Genomic DNA, 21305 nt, shown 5'->3' on the forward strand with positions numbered 1-21305 from the left:
CGTCGGATCACCTAGTCGAAGGCGGTCCGATGTTTCGGTTTACAGCATTTACGTCTCCTTATAGCCCCTTCGTTTTTCGGATACGAATGGGGACACAAACGTCTGGTTTACAAAAGCAATTCGCCGGAAGTACGATCACTGTCAGGTCTTTACTACAACCATCCGACGTGTAGATTCGAATTGTATACGGTTGCCCCGTTGCCTTGTCAGGGTTGGGCAGATCAGTCCGTAACACGCCATTGGCGGGCACAACCGGCAACGTACCTGCGTCGGTAATGACGGTGGTGAAACTGTCTCCTTCCGAAACCGCGAAGCGCCAGGTTGGATCAAAGCTGGTGAGCAGCAGTTGGCCATCCTGCCTCGGCATTGGTCCGGCGCAATTCGGCGCAGTGGCTTGTCCGGTAAGCATCAGATCTGTAGCCTGCGTGAGCATGAAGCTGACTACTTCGTGACACCCATTGGCATCGGTGACGGTCAGCGAATACGTACCGGCGGTCAGGTTAGCCAGGTCTTTTGTTACAGCACCTGTACTCCACGAGTAGCTGTACGGCTGAGCTGGCAGTCCGGGAGTAGCCCCTTCAACGGTCACATCGATACTGCCCGTGGCCGATCCGTTGCAGATTACCGGTTTCACAACGGCATTCAGGCCAAACGGCGGCGGTTGTACTACAGAGACAGTCGTATTGGCGGTGCAGCCGTTGGCATCGGTAATGGTCAAGGAGTATGTTCCGGCGGTCAGGCTTACTACCGTGGCGTTGATCGTGCCGTTGCTCCAGGCATAACTGTATGGTCCTGTGCCCCCCCGCACTTCGGTTGTAACCGTGGCGGGTTGCCCAACGCATGAAACCGACGTTGGCAATCCCGATACCGTAAGCGGATCGGGCTGTTCAATCACGAACCGGTTGGCCAGGAAACAGCCATTGGCATCGGTCACCGTAACAGAATAAGCACCCGCCGATAAGCCCGCTATCATTGCCGTTGACGCCGTAAGTGCAGTGGTTCCGGTAGCCCATGCGTAGGTGTAAGGCGACGTACCTGACGCAGACAGGCCTCCTGAAACGCTCAAACTGATTGTTCCGTCGGCACCGCCCGAGCAGTTTACGCTGGCCTGGCGACTGATCAGCGAAAGTGCGGTGGGTTGATGTACCGTGAATGAACGCACAGTAGAGCAGCCATTCCCATCCGTCAGCGTAACACTGTACAGAGCAGCCGTTAATCCGCTAATCAATGAGGTTGCCTGGCCGTTACTCCACAAATAACTGTGGGAAGGTGTTCCTACGCTTACTGTCAGGCTCACGGCCCCATCGGTGCCAGAGGAGCAACGAACGTCGGTTACGCTGGTAGCCAAACTGAGAGCGGTGGGTTCCGTAACCGTAAATGAACTGGTTCGTTCACAGGCATTGGCATCGATCAGGGTAACGCTGTAAATATCCGCCAATAAGCCGCTGGCAATCGATGTAGAGGCGACCACCATGCCAAGGGTATTTTGCCATACGTACCTGTACGGTTCCTTTCCGCCCAGCGCCGTTAGACTGATTGCCCCGTCGGCATTGCCGAAGCACGTAGCCGGACTAATTTGCCCGCTCATACTCAGGGCATCGGGCTGGCCAATGCTTATGACAAATTCAGCGGGGCAATTATTGGCATCTCTGACGCGAAGCACATAGGCGTCGGCCAGCAAGCCCTGTTGCGTTGGCGTAGTGGGCAGTACGCCCAATGAACTGGTTTTCCAACTGTAGGTATAGGGTTGTTCTGGCGGTCCGGGGGTGCCTCCGGCAAGCGTCGAACTGATGGCTCCATCAGTGCCTCCAAAACAGCTAACGTGAGTTAAACTGGTTTCGACCGCTATACGAAGGGGTTGGGTCAGCGTAATCGTGATCGTATCGCGGCAGGCATTGACATCGGCTACGAATAACGTGTAGGAACCTGCCGACACGTTTTCGAGCAGATTCGTCATACTCAATGCCGTGGTCGATTCGCCATCTGTCCAAGTGTAGCTGTAGGGGCCGGTGCCGCCCGTCACCGTAGCTTCTGCCCGTCCGGTGTTGTCGCCGTTACACAGGTTATTTTGCAGGGCCATGGCGATCGTCAACTGCGGCGGTTCAGTCACCGACAGCGACAACAGGGCCGAGCAGCCGTTCTTATCAGTGGCCGTTACCGAATATAAGCCCGCCACCAAACTGCTCTGACCGGGTGTTGTTACACCACTACCTACCGGGCCAGTCCAGGCGTACTGGTATAGCGGTGTACCACCCGTAACAGTCAGGCTAATGGCTCCGTCATGCCCGCCCGCGCAGGAAGCAGGCGTGGCCGTGCCCATCACCGACAAGGCCGAAGGCTGGCTGATCGTTGCGCTGATCGTCTGACTACACCGGCTCGCATCGGTAACCAGGACAGCATACGTCCCCGCCACCAGACCGGTTGCCGCCGAGGTCGACGTGCCGATGGTGCCCGTCGGGCCAGTCCAGCTATATACGTAGGGTTGGGCTGCTGGCACTGTTGTTCCACCAACTACAACAACCGACAAAGCTCCGTCTGCACCGCCAAAGCAGCTAACATCGGCCGTATTGATTTGTAGTCGGAGTAGATCAGGTTGGGTGAGCGTTCGGTTGAGGGCAATTTCGCAGCCGCTGGCATCCGTTACCGCCACCTGATACGTACCTGCGCTCAGGCCCGTGCGGTCCGACCCGGTATTTCCGTCGGTCCAGCCATAGCTAAAGGGCTGCGTACCACCGGCTAGCGTCAGGCTTATGGCCCCGTCTGTTCCAGAGAAGCAGGTGATATTGGTTGTCGAAGCGCTGATCGATAAGGCCAGCGGTTGGGTCAGCGTCACGCTGGTTGTAGCCGCACACTGGTTCGCATCGGTGGCGGTGACCGAATACACACCCGCAGTAAGGCCGGTCAGGTCAGCGGTTCGAGCGCCTGTATTCCAGCTAATAACATACGCTTCGGGGCCAGGTATCGGGTTCCCTCCTACCGTTGTCAGACTGATTGCTCCGGTAAGGCTCCCGAAACAGGCGCTGTTTTGTGTGCTGGTAATCAATGATATGGGCGGTGGTTGTGTCAGCGTAAATGACCGCACCAACGAACACTCATTGGCATCAACTACGGTCAGCGAATACACGCCAGCCGGTACTCCTGTCAGCTTCGGGGTCGTGGTGCCGTTACTTGCCGGACCCGTCCACGAGTACGAATACGGCAACGTCCCTCCGGCTATATCGGCATTGATCTGGCCGTTTACTCCGCCAAAACATAGAATAGATACCGTCGTGGCAGTTACACTCAGACTGGCAGGCTCATCAACCAGGGCTGAAGCAGTTGCCGTACACCCGTTCGCGTCAGTGGCGGTGACCGAATACGTACCTGCCTGTAGCGACGGAAGCGTTTGCGCCACAACCCCGGTATTCCAGCTATAGCTATACGTAGCGGCACCTATTGCCGGCGTTCCACCCAGTGCCGTAGCCGACACGATACCGTCGGTGTTTCCAGAGCAACGAGGTGGCAGGATAGACATCATCAGCACTACCCCTGTCGGTTGAGTCAATGAATGAATCAGCGTGAGGCGGCAGCCCTGCGCATCGGTGACGTTCACCAAATAGGTATCGGTGGGCAATCCCGTTCGATTGGGGCTGTTCAACACAACATCCAGCCAGTCGTAGGTATATGGGCTGGTGCCCCCGCCGATGGTTATCTTGAGCTGCCCGTCGGACCCACCGTAGCAACGGACACCAATGCCGTTAAGGATTCCTGTCAGGGCGGCGGGCTGCGTTAAAGTCAGGTTTGTCTGGGTTGAGCACTGGTTCGCATCGGTTACGGTCACCGAATACACGCCAGACCGCACGTCACTGATTTCCTGAGTTATAAAACGGGCACCGCCCGGGCCGATCCATTGGTACGTATACGGTCCTGCGCCACCACTGGCTGTCAGGCTGGCTGTACCATTGGTGCCACCAAAACAACTGATGTTTGTACCCGATCCGGCTACCGACAGCGCCGCTGGTTGGGTCAGCGTAAATGACCTGATCTGACTACAACCATTGGCATCCGTAACCGTCACGGCGTAAACTCCCGCAGGTACGTTGTCGATGGATGAGGTTATGGCACCGGTCGTCCACAGATACACGTACGGAAGTGTACCGCCCGACACGGTTATGTTGACTTGTCCGTTGATACCGCCGTTGCACAGAATGTTCGTTTGGGTACTCGTGATCGAGAGTTGCGTTGGCTGCACTACAGTGGTCTGCGCCAGAGCCGTACAACTGTTTGCATCCGTTACCGTCAGGCTATACGTACCTGCCATCAGCGCCGTGATCGACGAGGATGTTGCGCCGGTGTTCCAGACGTAGGCATACGTGGGGGTTCCTCCCTGTAGGGTGGCACTTACGCTTCCATCGGCACTGGCGAAACAACGGGCGGGCGTTGGCGTCAGGGCTGGAACGAGTGGCGTTGGCTGAGCAAGTGTAACCTCATTGCTGGTCTGGCAGCCGTTGGCATCTGTCACCACAACGAGGTAGTTGTCGGCAGCCAGACCAGTCCGGTTCTGGAGCGTTGGCCCATCATTCCAACTGTAGGAATAGGGCGAGTTGCCGCCCGTAGCCGTCAGATTAATGCTACCGGTTGTGCCCCCAAAACAGGCAATACTCAGGCTACTCACGACCGACGTCAGCGCCGGAGGCTGCGTAATCGTAAACGACTTGACAGCCGCACACTGGTTAGCGTCTGTGATGGTGACGGAATACGTACCAGCCACCAAACCTGTCCGGTCTTTTGCCGTACTGCCATCGCCCCAGCGAAAGGAAGGCTGGCCGGTTCCGCCCAAAACGGTCAGACTGATACTGCCGGTTGCGTTACCAAAACAAATCACGTCCTGCCTTGTGCTGGTCAGTGTCAGTAAAGTGGGTTCGGTTAGCGTCACCGACCGGATTTCCGAACAGCCATGCCCATCGGTCACGGTCACCGAATACATACCTGCCACCAGGTTAGCCCGGTTTTGGGTCGTTGCCCCCGTGGCCGTTGGTCCGGTCCATGAATACGAATAGGACCCTGTGCCGCCAGCAACCGCCAGCTCGATCTTGCCCGACGCATTCTGAAAACAGGTCAGATTTTCGGAGAAAACCGTTACTGATAAGGCTGAAGGTTGGTCGATGGTAATGCGTAGCTCATCCGAACAGCCATTGGCGTCGGTGACCGTTACGCTGTATACACCCGCAATCAGGTTATTATTCGTCGCCGTTGTCTGGCTATTCCCCACCGGCCCGGCCCATGCATACGAATAGGGCAACGTACCTCCGGCGGGCGCAACCGTGATCTGACCATCGTTGCCGCCAAAGCAGGTCACATCGCCATAACTGGCCCCAAGGGTCAGCAACGGCGGCTGGGTTACGCTTCGGGTAGCTGTGGCCGTACAGCCGTTGGCGTCGGTAACCACCACACTATAGCTCCCGGCCGACAGGTTTGTCAGGGTTGGCGTAGTAGCACCGCCAGCCATTGGGCCAGTCCAGGCAAATGCGAACGGGGTGCGACCGCCGGTAGCCGTCAGGCTGATCACGCCCTGCTGGTCGCCGTAGCAGAGTACGTTCGTTGCCAGCGCCGCCAGTGTCAGTTCGGGCGGTTCAGTAATTGATATAGTGGTGCTCTGAACACAACTGTTACTGTCAACCACGTTAATGATGTATGACCCGGCAGGCAAGCCCGTGGTCAGTGTACTGTTACTCACCACCGTGTTGGCGGCGTTGGTCATCGTGAGTGCATAAGGTGGTGTAGCGCCTTCAATTTTCAACGAAATAACCCCGGTCGGCTGGCCATTGCAGGCCACCGCTGTTACACTGGCCGCAATACCAAACGGCGGCGGCTCCACAATCGTAGCCGACGTAGTAGCCGTACAACCGTTTATATCTGTGACAACAATAGAATAGGAGCCAGCAGCTAACCCATAAACCGAAGCCGTTGTTGCACCCGTATTCCACCGGTACGAATAGGGCGATGTGCCGCCGCGCGTGTCGGTGACGATGCTGGCAGGCTGGGCATTACAGAGAACCAACGACGGATCGGGTTGAATACTCAGCGGAACGGGCTGGGTAACAGGTACAGAAACCACCAGTTGACAGCCATTGGCATCCGTGATGGTAACGGTATATGTGTTGGATGTCAGCCCGGAAATAGCTGGTGTCGTAGCTCCGGTACTCCACAAATAGGTGTAGGGTGCTACCCCGCCGCCGGGCGTCAGGTCAATGGCTCCATTGCCCCCGTTCATGCAACTCACATTGGTATGGCTCTGGCTAGCCGTCAGGCCCACTGGCTGGGTCAGCGACCGGCTAATCGTGATAGCGCAGGCATTCTCATCGATGACCGTCAACGAATACGTACCGGTCGCCAATCCCGACAGGTCTTCGGTAGAACTGCCCTCCGACCAGCGGAACGAATAAGGCGTGGTGCCACCAGAAGGCGTTGCATTGATTGCCCCGTTCACGCCGCCAAAGCAGGTCACCTGCTGCGTTGTAGCCAACAGCGACAGGGCAGTAGGTTGCGTTATGGTTGCGGTGGCGGTTCCTGTGCATCCACTGGCATCGGTGACCGTCAGCGAGTATGTTCCGGCCGTGACGCCCGTTAAAAGCGACGTTGACCTGCCGTTGCTCCATTGGTAAGTATATGCGCCCGTTCCGCCCTGAACCAGTTGCCCAATGCCGCCGTCTGCGCCACCAAAACAGGAAACGGACTGTAGCAGCAATGTTACGGTCAATGCTGGCGGCTGTTGTAACGTTGCCTGGGCCTTGGCCACACAGCCGTTAGCATCGGTGACGGTAACGGAATAGGCACCAGCCGGTATGGATGATAATGACTGGTTGCTCGACCCATTACTCCATTGGTAGCTATATGCGCCCGTTCCACCCGTAGCTGTCAAGCTCACCAGGCCGGTTGCCGCTCCGTTACAGGCTACCGATATTGGGGCCAGCGCCAGGGTTAACGCAGGTGGAGCAGTCAGGGTTGTGGCCAACGTCTGGCTACATCCGTTGGCATCCGTAACCGTTACCTGATACGTACCTGCCGATACGCTGGTCAGGGTTTGTGTGGTAGCGCCGTTGCTGCCGGGGCCAGTCCACAGGTACGTATATACACCTGTTCCGCCCGTTGGTGTCAGGGTAATACGTCCCGTAGCCGTGCCGAAGCACACGGGATTCTGCGTTGATGCGGTCAACGTCAGCGCCGGTGGGTTTGTCAGCGTCACCGACTGAACAACTGAACACGCATTGGCATCACTTATCGTTACCGAATACGTACCAGCCACCAGACCAGACACGCTGGCGGTGGTGCCGCCCGTGTTCCAGCGGTAGGTATAGGCCCCTGTACCGCCCGAAACAGTTAAGCCAATGCCCCCCGTCGACGCGCCAGAACAGGCTGGATTCTGACGGGCCAAAACAACACTAAGCGCGGGTGGATTCGTCAGCGTAGTGGTCAGAACCGCCCGACAGGCATTGGCATCCGTCACCGTGACCGAATACGTACCTGCCACCAATGCCGAGATGTCCTGCGTTAGTTGGCCGCCCGCCCAGCTATACGAATAGGCCCCCGCTCCACCCGACACCGTCAGGTCGATGCTGCCGTTGATGGCACCGAAACAGGCCGGATTCTGACGGGCCGAGGTCAATGTTAAAGCGGTTGGCTGAGTTAGTATGGCCGACGCCGTAGCTGTACAGCCATTGGTATCTGTCACAACCACTGAATACGTTCCCGCAATTAGGCCGGTCTGGTTTTGCGTTGTGGCCCCGTCAGTAACGGGGCCAGTCCACAGGTACGTGTATATTCCGGTTCCGCCGGTTGGGGCCAGGGTAATGCTGCCGGTGGCTGCTCCGTTGCAGGCTACGTTTTGTTTGGTCAGATTAGGCAGCAGGGCAGCAGGCTGCGTGAGGCTGACTGTTTGGCTCGCCAGGCAGTTGTTGGCATCCGTTACCACGACCGAGTAACTGCCGGCCGGTAATGCCATAATGTTCTGGGTTGCTGCCCCCGTACCCACCGGGCCAGTCCAGGCATACTGGAACGGACTTTTTCCACCCGATACCGTCAGGTCAATGCTACCCGTAGAGGCTCCGTTGCAGGCAAGCTGCTGCCTGACAGCCGTTAAGGAAAGTGCATCGGGCTGGGTTACCGAATACGACTGTACCACGCTACACTGGCTGGCGTCGGTAATCGTTACGCTATACGCGCCGGCCACCAGCGAAGCAAGATTTTGCGTTGTTGCGCCACTACCCACCGGGCCAGCCCATGTATACGTGAAGGGTGCAGTTGCCCCCGATGGAAACACAGTCAGACTCCCGTTATTTCCACCAAAACAGCTAACATGCTGCTGAATAGCATTAACAGATACGGCAGAAGGCTGCGTCAGCGTCACCGCCGTTACACTCTGGCATCCGTTTACATCGGTCACTGTAACGGAGTACGTACCAGCCACCAACGCCGAAAGGTCCTGTGTTGCTGGCCCGGCACCCGTTGGTCCAACCCAGCGGTAGACGTACCCAGTCGCTCCGCCCGACACGCTCAGATCGATGCTGCCGGTGTTGGCTCCATTACAGGCTGGGTTTATGCGGGTTGTGGTCAGGACAAGCACAAGCGGTTGCTGAATCGTGGCCGACGTGGTGGCCGTACAGCCGTTTGCATCGGTCACCGTAACGGAGTAGGTACCGGCCACCAGCCCCAATAAATCTTCTGTGGTAGCACCGGTACCCACTGGGCCAGTCCATTTATAGCTAAATGCCCCCGTTCCACCGGTGGGCGTCAGGTTTATGCTGCCCGTAGCCGCACCGGTGCAGGCTACATCCTGTTGCGTAATGGTTAGCGTAATAGCCGGGGGTTGCGTTACCACCACCGTCAAACTGCCTACGCAATTGTTGGCATCGATCACGGTGGCCACATACGTACCTGCCGAAATCCCTGTCAGGCCTGGGTTTGTGGCAGCCAGTGTACTGCCACCGCTACTCCACGAATACCGATAGGCCGGTGCACCACCCGACACCGACAGGCTAATGGCCCCCGTAGTTCGGCTGTTACACACCACATTTGTTACGCTCGAGGTAATGGTTATTGTCGTAAACTGACCAACCGTAGCACTGCCCGATGCAACGCACCCGCCCCGATCGGTAACGGTGACCGAGTATGTACCTGTTGCCACGTTGGTCAGGTCTTCAGTAGTGGCTGTAGTGCCCGTTGGGCTAGTCCAGCGGTAGGTATAGGGCGTAGTACCCCCGCTGGGCGTCAGGTTTATTAAACCGGTAACCTGGCCAAAACAGGCGGCATTCTGTACGGAAAAGGATAACACTGGTGCTGCCTGAATGGCCACCGTCTGTGTCACAACCGCCGTACAGCCGTTGACGCTCGTTACTACCACCCGCAGCATGCCCGTACCCGCCGAGCCCCAGCGTACGGTTGCCGTTTGGCTGGTTGGCGTACCGCCCGAGGTGATGGTTCCGCCCGTAGCACTCCAGGTATACGTACCTGCGGTGGCCGACAGGGTGTAAGGAACCGAAGCGCCCACACAAAATGATGTGCTACTGGCCGACGTACCTGTGAATTTGATGGTGGGTGTGTCGGCTTTCACCACAATCGAGGTCGTATCGGTACAGGTGTTGCCATCGCTGACGCTGACAAAATACCGCCCCGGTACCGCCCCCTGAATACTCTTCGTGGTAAGCACCTGCTTGTCAGGCGTGATCCATTGATACTGGTAGTTTCCCCCCGAACTGATCGGTATGACCGTCAGGGATACCGTGCCCGTTGGCTGACAGACCACCGACGAACTAGACAATACACTGACGATCAGGTCATTGTTGTTATTGACATATTCCAGACATACCTGCCCTTGGCGCCCAAGCTCGTTCTGCACAATAACCCGAATGGTGTCGCGGGCGCAGATCGGGGCCGTCGTGCTCATGGTATAGGTAACGCACTGCTGGCTGTTGAACGTGGCCGATTTTGTGTACTTACCCGGTATGATGTTCTTGATCGTATTGGTATTGCCACAACTGGTCAGTGTCAGGCAATAATCAACCGGGCTGCCTACAGTTACCGTAGCTACGGTGATAAAATCGTCGGGCTGTCCCGATTGGGCGTTGATGACATCGACGCGGGCTTCGTAGTTCGAATAATAGCCGTAGTTTCCCGTCGATGCGCCGCCCGTGTTAGAGACTACGCCAACATGGAAACGCTCATTCGACGTCAGCGTATTAACGTTGTCTACCGCCGCAATGGAGCTATTCGGAAAACTGATAATACTCTGTTGCACCCCATTGACCACAATCCGGTCGATCACTGTGCCATACACCGAAAACGGTTGTCCCCTGAATGTCAGGCTAGCCGTACCCGACGACGGGATCGTGACCAGCGCCTGATCATTAGAGGCGGCCGTGGTGCGGTAAAAATCAATGCGCTTACTCCCGTTACATGGATTGATCGTAGGCAAGAGGCCCATGCCAAACTCATTCTGAGCATACGACGACACATGATAAGCGTATGCCTTCTTACTTGTTCTACAGTAAAAAGCCCGATTCTGAGCCTGGTTGGGCAAATTATACGTGTATACCTGACCCGCCTGCAAGGTCGTTGTCGACAGAACCGATGACGTACCTGTGGTCGTAGTTGGCCCCGAAATGGTGACGGTCGTATTGTTTTCGATCGCTACCACAAATATATAATCCGAATTAGCTGTGGTGTTCAGGCTATGGACAGCCACATAGTCGGTCCCTACCGTACGGGCTGGTACCAACTGGTCGATACCAGCGTCCCGATTGCCGCTGTAGGGTTGTGCCGTATGCTGTGAACCTGAATTGACCACAATCGGGTGGTCGGGGTCGGAGGTAACCAACGTACCTGCTACTGACTTGTTTTCTGTATTTGCCCCGCTGTTGATCACTTTAGAGGTCACCATGTAGGTCTGTCCAGCATCCAGTGTAACGGTGAATGGTACGTTTGCCGGATGTCCTTCGAGGTCAATTGGGCTGTTGAAGGTTACCGTCGTACCGTCGAGGGTGGCCATGACCGACACGAAATGCCGTTCATTTACCACGTTATTGCCGCCTAGCCTGGTCTGGCTACCAGCATAAAAGGCATATCCAAGCGCAGCCCGGCATTTTAGCGGCACAATATCCTGGTTGAGGTTAGGGGTGAGCCGGTAGGTTACCTGAACCGGTTCGCCAGAGGTGATGATCAGTCCTTTGCTTTGTTCCTTCGTGTTAGCCAGATTCGACATCACCACTGTTAATGGCAGCGATACAATGGTTGAGCCCGTTGAGGTAACGGCAACAGTCTTTGTGTATGAGCCGTCGGCACTGCGAATGGTAACCGTTGTATAAGGAGCCGATGTAGAAAGGACCAGGTCCTGTGACCCATACACATCTGCCCCGCCGCCATTGGGGACACCCCATATAGGTGGCATGTAGCACGTGTTGGGCTGTACACAACTTTCAAACCGAACACACTCCGGGCAGTCAGGATCCTGACAATCAATGAGTTTGTCGCCATCATCATCTATGCCATTATTACATATCTCAACAGATTGGGCCTGCAACATATGTGGGCACGACAAAGCTAACAAACTGACTACCAGTCGGATAATTACATAAAGAACATAAATGAAGTAGCCGTATTTACGCATAAAAGTTGGATACAGACCGCAGGGCACCATAAGCCCTCCAACTACTATGCCATTGGTATTTTTGTTAGCGTATTAATACTTTATTTAATAAAAGGTCACATGTATTTACTATAGAGTATATATACATAGCATTCTAAAACCATCCGTCCACTTTTAACGATTATCTGTCGACAATTGCCCGTTAACTTGTATTTTGGTATCAGTACTTACCTCATCTTTCATTAATCAATGGACAAACTATACAGAATGCACAGGTCTTTGTTTATGCAGAGCCTATTCTGGTTGCTGTGCCTCTCAATGGCCAGCCTTAGCGCGGTAGCCCAATCGCCCACCCGCTACACCATCAAAGGCCGGGTCACCGAAGACAGCGGTCAGCCGCTACCCGGCGCAACCCTGCTCATCGCCGGTACAACCATCGGCACCAACTCCGACGCCGACGGCAACTATACGCTTGTGGCTACGGTGAAACCAGGACCGGCTACGCTGGTGATTTCGGCGATTGGGTATGAGACCATCCGGCAGGCAATTTCTTTAGGCTCGGCAGAGCAGCTTACGGTGAGCAGCCAACTAAAAACGGCTACCAATAACCTGAACGACCTGGTGGTGGTTGGGTCAACCATCCAGACCTCACGGCGCGAACTGGGCAATGCCATCACCACGATCAAGGCGCAGGATCTGACCCAGAGCGGATCGGGCGGGTTGCTCAATTCATTGCAGGGAAAAGTGCCGGGCGCACAGATTACGCAAAACTCCGGCGACCCGGCCGGGTCAATCTCCATCCGGCTGCGGGGAATAAAATCGCTCTCCGGCTCGTCGGACCCGCTCTACGTGATCGACGGGGTAATTGTGTCCAACCAGAGTGCCAACGTGTCGCAACTGGCCCCCGGTGCCGACATTGGCGCAGCAAACCCCGGCCAAAACCGCCTCGCCGACATTAACCCCAACGATATTGAAACGCTGAACGTCATTAATGGAGCCGCCGCCGCCGCGCAGTATGGATCGCGGGCTGCCAACGGTGTAGTACTGATCACGACCAAACGCGGCAAAGCGGGCGCACCCCGCATTACGTTCAGTACCTCGTTCAATACCAATGAGTTGCGCAAAGGGGTGCCGGTGAACCTGGTCAATAAAACGTTCGGCAACACCCAGCAACGGCTCTATACCATCACGGCCTTTGCGCCGGGGTCGGCTGCTGAAGCGCAGGCCCTGAAAGACAATCCTGCTTCCACGTTTCTGCCGATCTACCGCGATGGATTGATTGACAATAACCGGCTGCTTTCCAACGTGGTCGATGGCGTAACGCGCTACAACTACTTCGATCAGATTTTCCGCACCGGCTACGGCACCGATAATTCCCTGTCTATTTCGGGCGGTTCCGACAAAACGCAGTACGTCGTTTCGTTTGGTCTGCTCAACAACCAGGGCATCATCAAAGGCACCGACTTCACGCGCTACAGCCTCCGCGCCCGTGTTGACCAGCGGCTGACCGACTGGGCCAAGCTCTCGGCGGGCCTGAGCTACATCAACAGCTTTGCCAACGAGAAAGCCAACGGCAACGTGTTTTACAGCCCGATCAACTCGGTGAACATTGTCAACAATATTTATGACATCACCCAGCGCGACGCCTCCGGCAACCTGAAAGCCGTGGAAGGCCCCCGCGTAAACCCATTGTCGACGATCGAGGACATGAAATTCACTCAGTCGGTCAACCGGACCATCAGCGATGTGCAGCTAAACCTGACTCCGCTGAAGGGCCTGACCGTCGATTATATCCTGGGCGTTGATGCTTATGGGCAAGTGGGCCAGAACTACATCCGGCCTTACCCTTACGTAGCGCAGGCATCGCTGGGGGCGAACCTCTACCCCGGCGGGTTTGCCGCCACGGCCAACAACGCCGTTTTCCAGATCAATTCCGACCTGAACGTTGGCTACGAACGCATGCTAACCCGCGACCTGAAACTGAACGCTATCGTTGGCTACAATTACCAGTATTTCCGGTCCGATTACCAGACAGCCTCAGGGCAGAACCTGTCACCATTCATCGAAACGGTGCGCGGTGCAGCCAGCACTACCGTTCTGGCCGATTACAGCCTCGACCGGTTCGACCTGAGTGGTTACTTTGCACAGGCTACCATTGGCTACAAGAACTTGGCCTTCCTGACGGGTGCTGTTCGCCGCGATCAGTCATCGAAATTCTCGCCGGACGTTACCAACCAGTCGTACCCCAAACTGAGTGGCTCAGTGGTGCTGTCTGATTTTGATTTCTGGAAAAGCTCAAGCCTGGGCAAAGTCGTCAACAGCGTAAAGCTACGGACCAGCTACGGCGAAGCGGGCAACCTGTCGGGCGTTGGGTCATACAGCCGTTTCTACCAATTTTCGCCGGTGGCTTATTTGGGCAAAAGCACATTGCTTCCCGGTTCGCAACTGGCCAATCCACTAGTTCGTCCCGAGCGCATGACCGAGCTGGAAGGCGGTATTGACCTCTCCTTCTTTGCCGACCGCATCAACCTGAGCGTAACGGCGTATAACCAGCAGATTAAAGACCTGGTGGTAAACCGGGTGCTTGCTCCTTCATCGGGCGGTGCCAGCATCGTGAATAACGTGGGCACGATGGAAAACAAAGGTTTTGAAGTCATGCTGGGCTTTACGCCCATTCGCACCAAAGATTTCTCGTGGGATGTAACGGCTATCTACAACCAGAACCGCAACAAGGTGCTCTCGTTGGGTAGCCCGGTTATCACCATTGACAATGCCGCTGGTGCGCCTGTTACGCTGTTGCAGGGCCAGCCTGCCGGGGTGTTTTTTGGCTCGGCCTTCGCCCGAAACTCTGATGGTTCCTATGTGTTGACCCGGAGCGGTTTCCCCCAGTCGGAGCGGGCCGATATAGCCCAGAAAGCGGGTGAACTCGGCTACGTACCTGCACGAACATCAGACGGGCAGGTGCTGGTAGCGGGCAAAACAACGGCCAACGTAATTATCGGTAATCCGAACCCGAAATGGACCGGGTCGCTGAGTACCAACCTGACCTACAAGAAGCTGGGGCTGCATGTGCTGGTCGATGCGGTGCAGGGCCTACAGGTTTTCAACGCCGACAAACGTACCCGGCAGGGCGTTGGTCTGGGCGACTACGCTGCCAAAGAGCTGACCGGCGAGATTCCTCGCGGTTATATCTACGCCATCTACAACACACTGGAATGGCGCATCGACGACGGATCGTATACCAAACTGCGCGAGGTGGCTCTGACCTACACGCTCCCCTCGTTTGTGAAACAGATTCGTAACCTGACTGTTGGCGTGGTGGGTCGCAACCTGTACTCGTGGGATAACTACACCGGCTTTGACCCCGAAACCAACGCGGGTGGTGCCAACGACCTGCTGCGCGGCGTCGATTTCGGCAACGTACCTATTCCACGTACCTACCAAGTTAAACTCACCGCTTCGTTTTAAGTCATGAAAAAAATACTGATTCTCTCCACGTTGACAGGTCTGTTGCTGCTGCAAAATGCCTGCAAACAACAGGATTACCTGAACCCCAGCACCGCCAGCCAACCCCAGGTTGTGGGTACGCCCGATGGGTTGATCACCGTTTGCAACGCGCTGCAATACCGCTACACGACTGGCGGCGGAGCCAGCGTTATTTATACCTCACTAGCCGCTGGTGGACTCACGACCGGTGAATTGACGGTCCTGAATGCGGGTAATTCCGAGGAACTGGCGCTTAACCAGGGGCAGTCGAACGTGACCAACAGCAATGGCGTAGTACGTAACCTCTGGACGCAGAGCAACCTGGTGAAAGCCAACGCCGATCTGGTGCTGGCTAATCTGAATACGGTAACGGACGCAGGCACCAAAAGCGGCATACAGGGCTACGCGGCCATTTTCCGGGCGTTGGCTCTGGGTACGTTAGGGCAGTTTTTTCAGACAGCCCCCATCGCTGTGGGCGAGAATGTGCCCTTCGTTGACCGGGTACAACTCTTCCGGGAAGCGGTAGCAACCCTCGAAGCCGCCGCTACACAGGTAGCCGCCGCCCCGGTGTCGGCTAATTTTACCGGTAAAATTGTACCGGGCATTGATATCGCCAACACCATTCAGGCCCTGATTGCCCGCTATTCGCTATTCGCCGGTGATTATGATAAAGCACTGGCGGCAGCGGCCAAAGTAGACCTGACCAAAAAATCGGTGTTTAGCTTTGATGATAATAGCCGTAACCCGGTATTCTTCACCGCATTTAGCAATGTCAATGTTATTGCGCCGACCAACGCGACGCTGGGTTTACCGGCTGCGCTGGCCCCCAACCCCGCCGACAAACGGCTGGCGGTCTACATCCGGCCCGTACCAGTATCGACGCTGAACCTGGGCACCGGTTTCTTCACCGCCAATAATGCCCAGATTCCGGTGTATCTGCCCGGCGAGATGCTCCTGATTCAGGCCGAAGCCGCCGCCCGTAAAAACGACCTGACCAACGCCGTTGCGCAGCTAAACAAGGTCTTGACCAAAACGCCTGCACAGGATGCCTTTGGCGTGGGAGCGGCCTTACCAGCCTACGCAGGTGCATCGACACAGGCCGATATATTGACCGAAATTTACCGGAACCGGCAACTCGAACTGGCTTATCAGGGATTCCGCCTCGAGGATAGCCGCCGTTTCGGCCGGCCGGGGCCCACTGCAGCAGGCAGCGAGCGTAACCGGAACTTCATGCCCTACCCCCGCACCGAGACCGACAACAACACGAGCGCCCCAACGGCCGATCCGGGTTGATAGGAAGAGAGTTAACTGTCTTCTGTCCTCTGTCTTCAGCCCTCCGTTGCGCTGCCTAGTAACGTACCTGATGTTGCTTAGCAACGCAACAGAAGACGGAAGACAGAGGACAGTTAACTGTTTTACGCCGTACCTTGCGGGCTGTACAAAGCAGTTTGTTATGATCATTGCATTAGGCACCGACCACGCCGGTTTTACCTACAAAGAACTGGTAAAAGTCCACCTGACACAGGCGGGCCACACCGTCATCGACAAAGGCACCTTCTCGCCCGACCCCGTCGATTATCCTGACTTTATTCGCCCCGCTGCCCAGGCTGTTCTCGACGGCGAAGCCGAACGGGCTATCGTTTTTGGTGGCTCGGGCAACGGTGAAGCCATGACCGCCAACCGCCTCAAAGGCATCCGTTGCGGCCTCTGCTGGAGCGAAGAAACCGCCCGCCTTACCCGTCAGCATAACGATGCCAACGTGCTTTCGATGGGTGCTCGTCAGATTCCTGAAGATCTCGCCCTCCGCATCGTCGATATTTTCCTGGAAACCCCCTTCGAAGGCGGTCGGCATCTGGCTCGCATTGCGAAGCTGGATTTATAAAGTCTACCGGTTGCTGTTTACTGTCTTCTGCGATGCTGCCAGCAAACACAATCGTCGTTAAGCAGTGTAAAAGAAGGCAGCAAACAGCAACCGGTAAACATGTTCTATTCCCCCCGCGACCTGCGTTTTCACTTGTATGAAGTCATTCAGGCCGAAAAGCTGACCCAACTGCCCCGCTTCGCCGACCATGACCGAACGTCGTTTGATATGGTGCTGGAAGCTGCCGGACAAATCAGCGAAACGCTGCTACGGCCCCTGCTGACGGTGATGGATCGGGAAGAACCGCAGCTTGTCGACGGCAAAATCCGGGTGCATCCACAGATGGCCGCTATTATCAGGCGCTTTGGCGATGATGGCTGGATCAACGCGCCCTTTGATTACAAAGAAGGTGGGCAGCAGTTGCCGACCACAATTATGAATGCAGCCACGTTCATCTTCGGCGCGGCCAATTACTCAGCAAGCGTATTCCCGTTTCTGACCACCGGCGCGGCAAACCTACTTCGTTCATTTGGCTCGAAAGAACTCGTCGATCGGTTTACGCCGATGATGTACGCCGGGCGCTGGCAAGGCACAATGGCACTTACCGAACCCGACGCCGGGTCATCGCTCTCCGACATCAGTACCTCGGCCGAACCAACCGACGTACCTGGCGAATACCGTATTCGCGGACAGAAAATTTATATCTCGGCGGGCGACCATGATGCCTGCGAAAATGTAGTACACCTCATGCTGGCCAGAATCAAAGGTGGTCCGGCTGGCGCAAAAGGCATCTCGCTCTTTGCCGTTCCGCAAAAACGGCCTGAGTTGGGTACGTTGGTAGACAACGACGTGCAGACAGCGGGGGTTTACCACAAAATGGGCTACAAAGGTGCACCCATTGCCCATCTGATGATCGGCTCAGCCGAAGGAGCGGTTGGCTATCTGGTGGGTGAGCCGCATCAGGGCCTGCGTTACATGTTCCAGATGATGAATGAGGCTCGTGTGGGAGTTGGCATGAATGCGGTGTCTATTGGTACTGCCGCCTATTGTGCCTCTCTGGACTATGCCCGCGAACGCCCGCAGGGTCGGCCCATAGCGGAAAAAACGGCCGGTAGTCCACAAGTGCCGATCATCCACCATGCCGACGTGCGCCGAATGTTGCTCTTCCAGAAATCGGTGCTGGAAGGGTCTCTGGGCCTGTTATTGCAATGCAGTTACTATGCCGATCTGGCGCATGCGGGCGAAGGAGAAACAGCCCAAAACGCGGCCCTGCTACTCGATCTGCTGACACCAATCGCCAAGTCGTATCCGTCAGAAATGGGTTGCCTTACCACCAGTGCCGCCGTACAGATTCTCGGCGGCGCGGGCTACACCACTGATTTCCCGGTGGAACAGTTTTACCGCGAAGCCCGCATTCACCCTATCCACGAAGGCACCACGGGTATTCACGGGATTGATCTGCTGGGCCGAAAAGTGACACAACACGGGGGAAAAGGCGTTCAGTTGCTGATCGCCGAGATGCAAAAAACCATCGCCGACGCTACAACGTACCGGGCCACGAACATGCCAGAGCTAACGTACCTGGCCGACCGGTTGAGGGAAGCAATCAGCCGCCTTACGAACGTGACAACGTACCTGCTTGGCCTGGCTTCCAACCCTACCCTCTTCCTGGCCGACGCTACCCTCTATCTGGAATTTTTCGGCATTGTCACGCTAGCCTGGCAGTGGCTACGGCAGGCAACGGTGGCCCAGGCAGCCCTGGCAACGGCTCAGGGCGACGACGCGGCGTTTTACCACGGTAAGCTTATGGCTGCCCGGTATTTCTATGAATATGAATTAGTGAAAACGCTGGCCCTCGCCCACCGCCTCCAGTCAACGGATCATGTCACATTGGAAATGCACAGCGATTGGTTTTGAGCTAATGTGTTTTCAAGCAATTGCCTCTCAACCAGAGAAATCCCACTTAGTAGGTAACTGAACACTGACTGTCATAGCCTGTTCTGACATATACGTTATGTCTAAACTGATCTCGCTATGTCATTCCAGGAATTAATGCTGACCTACGGCTATCCAATTCTGTTCGTAGGCGTGATGCTCGAAAGTGAAGCTTTTTTGATCATGGCGGCCTACCTGGCTCACCGGGGCTATTTTTCGCTACCTATTGTTATCGGCGTAGCCGCCCTTTCTTCGTTCACTATCGCTCAGTTTTGCTTTTATATCGGCCATCGATACGGATCGGGTTTCATTGCAAAGCGCCCGAAATGGCAACAACGGTTTACGCGGGTACAGACATTGCTGAATCGCTATGGGGCAGGTCTGGTATTTGGTTATCGGGCTATGTATGGACTGCGCGGCTTTATTCCAGCGTCGCTGGGGTTGGCGGGCTACTCCCGGTCACGCTTTCTGGCCATCAATGCCATAAGCGCTGTAATCTGGGCAGTGGTGGTTGCGTTGGCTGGCAATAGCATCGCTCATACCGCTGAACAGGTGTACGTTCAGATCCGGCAGCACGACAAACTGGTGATTCTGGTGCTGTTGGGCGTGGGTACGTTGTGGGGACTCTATCGCCTGTATCAAAAACCAAAGCTGACCAAAACCGAGGTTCAGCCAACAGCCGATCTGGTTACACAGCCTTAATTTCGATAAATAGATAATCAGTGAATGTGTCTCTTTTCGGCAAGAAGAGCATTAAAAGATCTCCTTTTTCCGCTAATAGCAGTATGTTTAGTGACTGGATCTTCCACTAAATCAAGTCATAACAGGCATGCGCTATTTTTCCCTGCTCACATTCGCTGGAGCACTCGTCTTCACGAACTCCCATCCAATAGCCGCTCAAACAGCTACCAGGCAGGTGGTCACTACCAAAACTGTAGTGGAGCGTGTTGTATCAGAACGGGTGGTGATCAACGAGAACACCAAGCTGCTGGATAACCAGACTGGCAACCTGATTTCGTATCAGACGTACCAGCAGTTGATGAAAGAAGACCGGGCAGGCTATAAACTGGTTCCTGTCATCAATGAATATGGCGCTACCGATGCTTTCATTGTGCGGCCCACTACGACAGAAGAACGCGAAACGCGCCGTTTCATGGATCGCGACCCGGCATTAAGGCCAAAAGCAGGCGATACTATGCCCGAGTTCGTAATGAAAAGTACCGATGATAAAGAGTACCGGTTGTCAGCTCTGAAAGGTAAGGTCGTTGTCCTTAGCTTCTGGATGGGCGTTAAGCCACCCTACTGGAATACCAGGCAGGCAACACTTTTTTCCGACGCGTTACAGCCCTACCAAACCGCAAACGGCCTAGTCGTCTTGGGCGCCGTGCGTGAAACGAAAGATGACGTCGCCAATGCAGAGGCAGCACAGACGTTTCCGTTCATTGCGATTCCCAATAGCGATAATTTCAGCAGGAAATTTCATGTTACCCGCTTCCCCTCTGTCTTTGTTATCGACAAAACAGGCAAGGTAGCCGCTTATCTGGAAGGGCAAGGTATGTTTGAGCAATTGACAAAAGTTCTGGAACAAGCCAGCCGGTAAACACCACAGACACAGCCCCTTACTTCACGAACCAACTCAGCACGATAGGTGGCTTTTGGCTGGTATTGGGGTATATCTGGTCATCCATAACCAACAATGAGGAGTACTGGCTAAATGGATTCCACCTGCATCTTAAATGTTCCGTTGGAAACAACGACTTCCCGCTTCTGTTGTGTGTTATACGTGGTCATCGAAAACGTCCCTTCAATAGTAGCTCCATCAAATTTTGTCACGGTAACAGTGCCGCTTCGGCCATCGCGAATGGTATAGTTCGCGTTCGTTTTTACATCGACATAGCTACCAGTACTGCCTGTTTTGCTGATGTCAACGAGTGGAAACACAGCAGGGCCACTAAACTTTTCGAGCGTGAAGCCCATCATATGAATGCCATTATACCCTAATAGGGTGAGATCCTTACTAACCTTATTATAGGTTGATGTGGCCTGCTCTGAGGCAAACGGCTGCCCGTCGACCTGGGCTGTCACTACCCCTGCGCTAACTGGCGTGACGGAATTGTCGGTGGCCGATTTGCTACATGCGAGTGTTGCTGTGATAAAGAGCAGCGATGCAAAAATTTTCAGCGTAGTCATTCCTGTAACTGATTAATTATGTTACTTCAGCAGCCTTTGCTGACCAAACAAAGGTAGCTGGGCATGGAACCCGGATAAATCGGATAAGTGTATGAAAGGGTAAATACCCGAGCCTTACTTGTCGTAAAAGTCATTGATAATCAGTCGGTTTGCATTTGCCAACAGGTTGTAACAGCCGTACATAACACGTATTTTTACGCGTAGGCCGACAGC

The 21305-nt window shown here is 55.3% G+C and carries 8 protein-coding genes; 6 read left to right on the top strand and 2 right to left on the bottom strand.

Translation table 11 applies throughout. The annotated features are described in order from the left end of the window. Positions 1-58 precede the first annotated feature (58 nt). Entirely contained in the window at positions 59-11422 is an 11364-nt protein-coding gene (locus ACFE8Q_RS21420; protein ID WP_375447481.1) for a hypothetical protein, read from the bottom strand. Positions 11423-11905: 483 nt separating this feature from the next. Between ACFE8Q_RS21420 and ACFE8Q_RS21425 the strand changes: the two genes are divergently transcribed. From ACFE8Q_RS21425 to ACFE8Q_RS21450, 6 genes are all read left to right on the top strand, one after another. Continuing rightward, positions 11906-15088 (top strand): SusC/RagA family TonB-linked outer membrane protein, encoded by a 3183-nt coding sequence (locus tag ACFE8Q_RS21425; protein WP_375447482.1) that lies wholly within the window; start codon positions 11906-11908, stop codon positions 15086-15088. Positions 15089-15091: 3 nt separating this feature from the next. Next, the gene (locus ACFE8Q_RS21430; RefSeq protein ID WP_375447483.1) at positions 15092-16399 is read left to right on the top strand and encodes a RagB/SusD family nutrient uptake outer membrane protein; all 1308 of its coding nucleotides are present in this window, start codon (positions 15092-15094) and stop codon (positions 16397-16399) included. A 160-nt stretch (positions 16400-16559) separates the two neighbouring features. After that, positions 16560-16988 (top strand): ribose 5-phosphate isomerase B, encoded by a 429-nt coding sequence (gene rpiB, locus ACFE8Q_RS21435; protein ID WP_375447484.1) that lies wholly within the window; start codon positions 16560-16562, stop codon positions 16986-16988. A gap of 99 nt (positions 16989-17087) precedes the next feature. Further along, entirely contained in the window at positions 17088-18884 is a 1797-nt protein-coding gene (locus ACFE8Q_RS21440) for an acyl-CoA dehydrogenase (protein ID WP_375447485.1), read from the top strand. A gap of 117 nt (positions 18885-19001) precedes the next feature. Next, entirely contained in the window at positions 19002-19604 is a 603-nt protein-coding gene (locus ACFE8Q_RS21445) for a DedA family protein (RefSeq protein WP_375447486.1), read from the top strand. A 127-nt stretch (positions 19605-19731) separates the two neighbouring features. After that, the gene (locus ACFE8Q_RS21450) at positions 19732-20502 is read left to right on the top strand and encodes a peroxiredoxin family protein (protein WP_375447487.1); all 771 of its coding nucleotides are present in this window, start codon (positions 19732-19734) and stop codon (positions 20500-20502) included. 110 nt (positions 20503-20612) lie between these two features. Here ACFE8Q_RS21450 and ACFE8Q_RS21455 read toward each other — a convergent pair whose 3' ends face one another. After that, positions 20613-21092, bottom strand: a complete 480-nt coding sequence (locus tag ACFE8Q_RS21455) for a DUF6252 family protein (protein WP_375447488.1) — start codon at positions 21090-21092, stop codon at positions 20613-20615. Positions 21093-21305 lie beyond the last annotated feature (213 nt).

Source organism: uncultured Fibrella sp., assembly GCF_964250085.1.
GTDB lineage: Bacteria > Bacteroidota > Bacteroidia > Cytophagales > Spirosomataceae > Fibrella.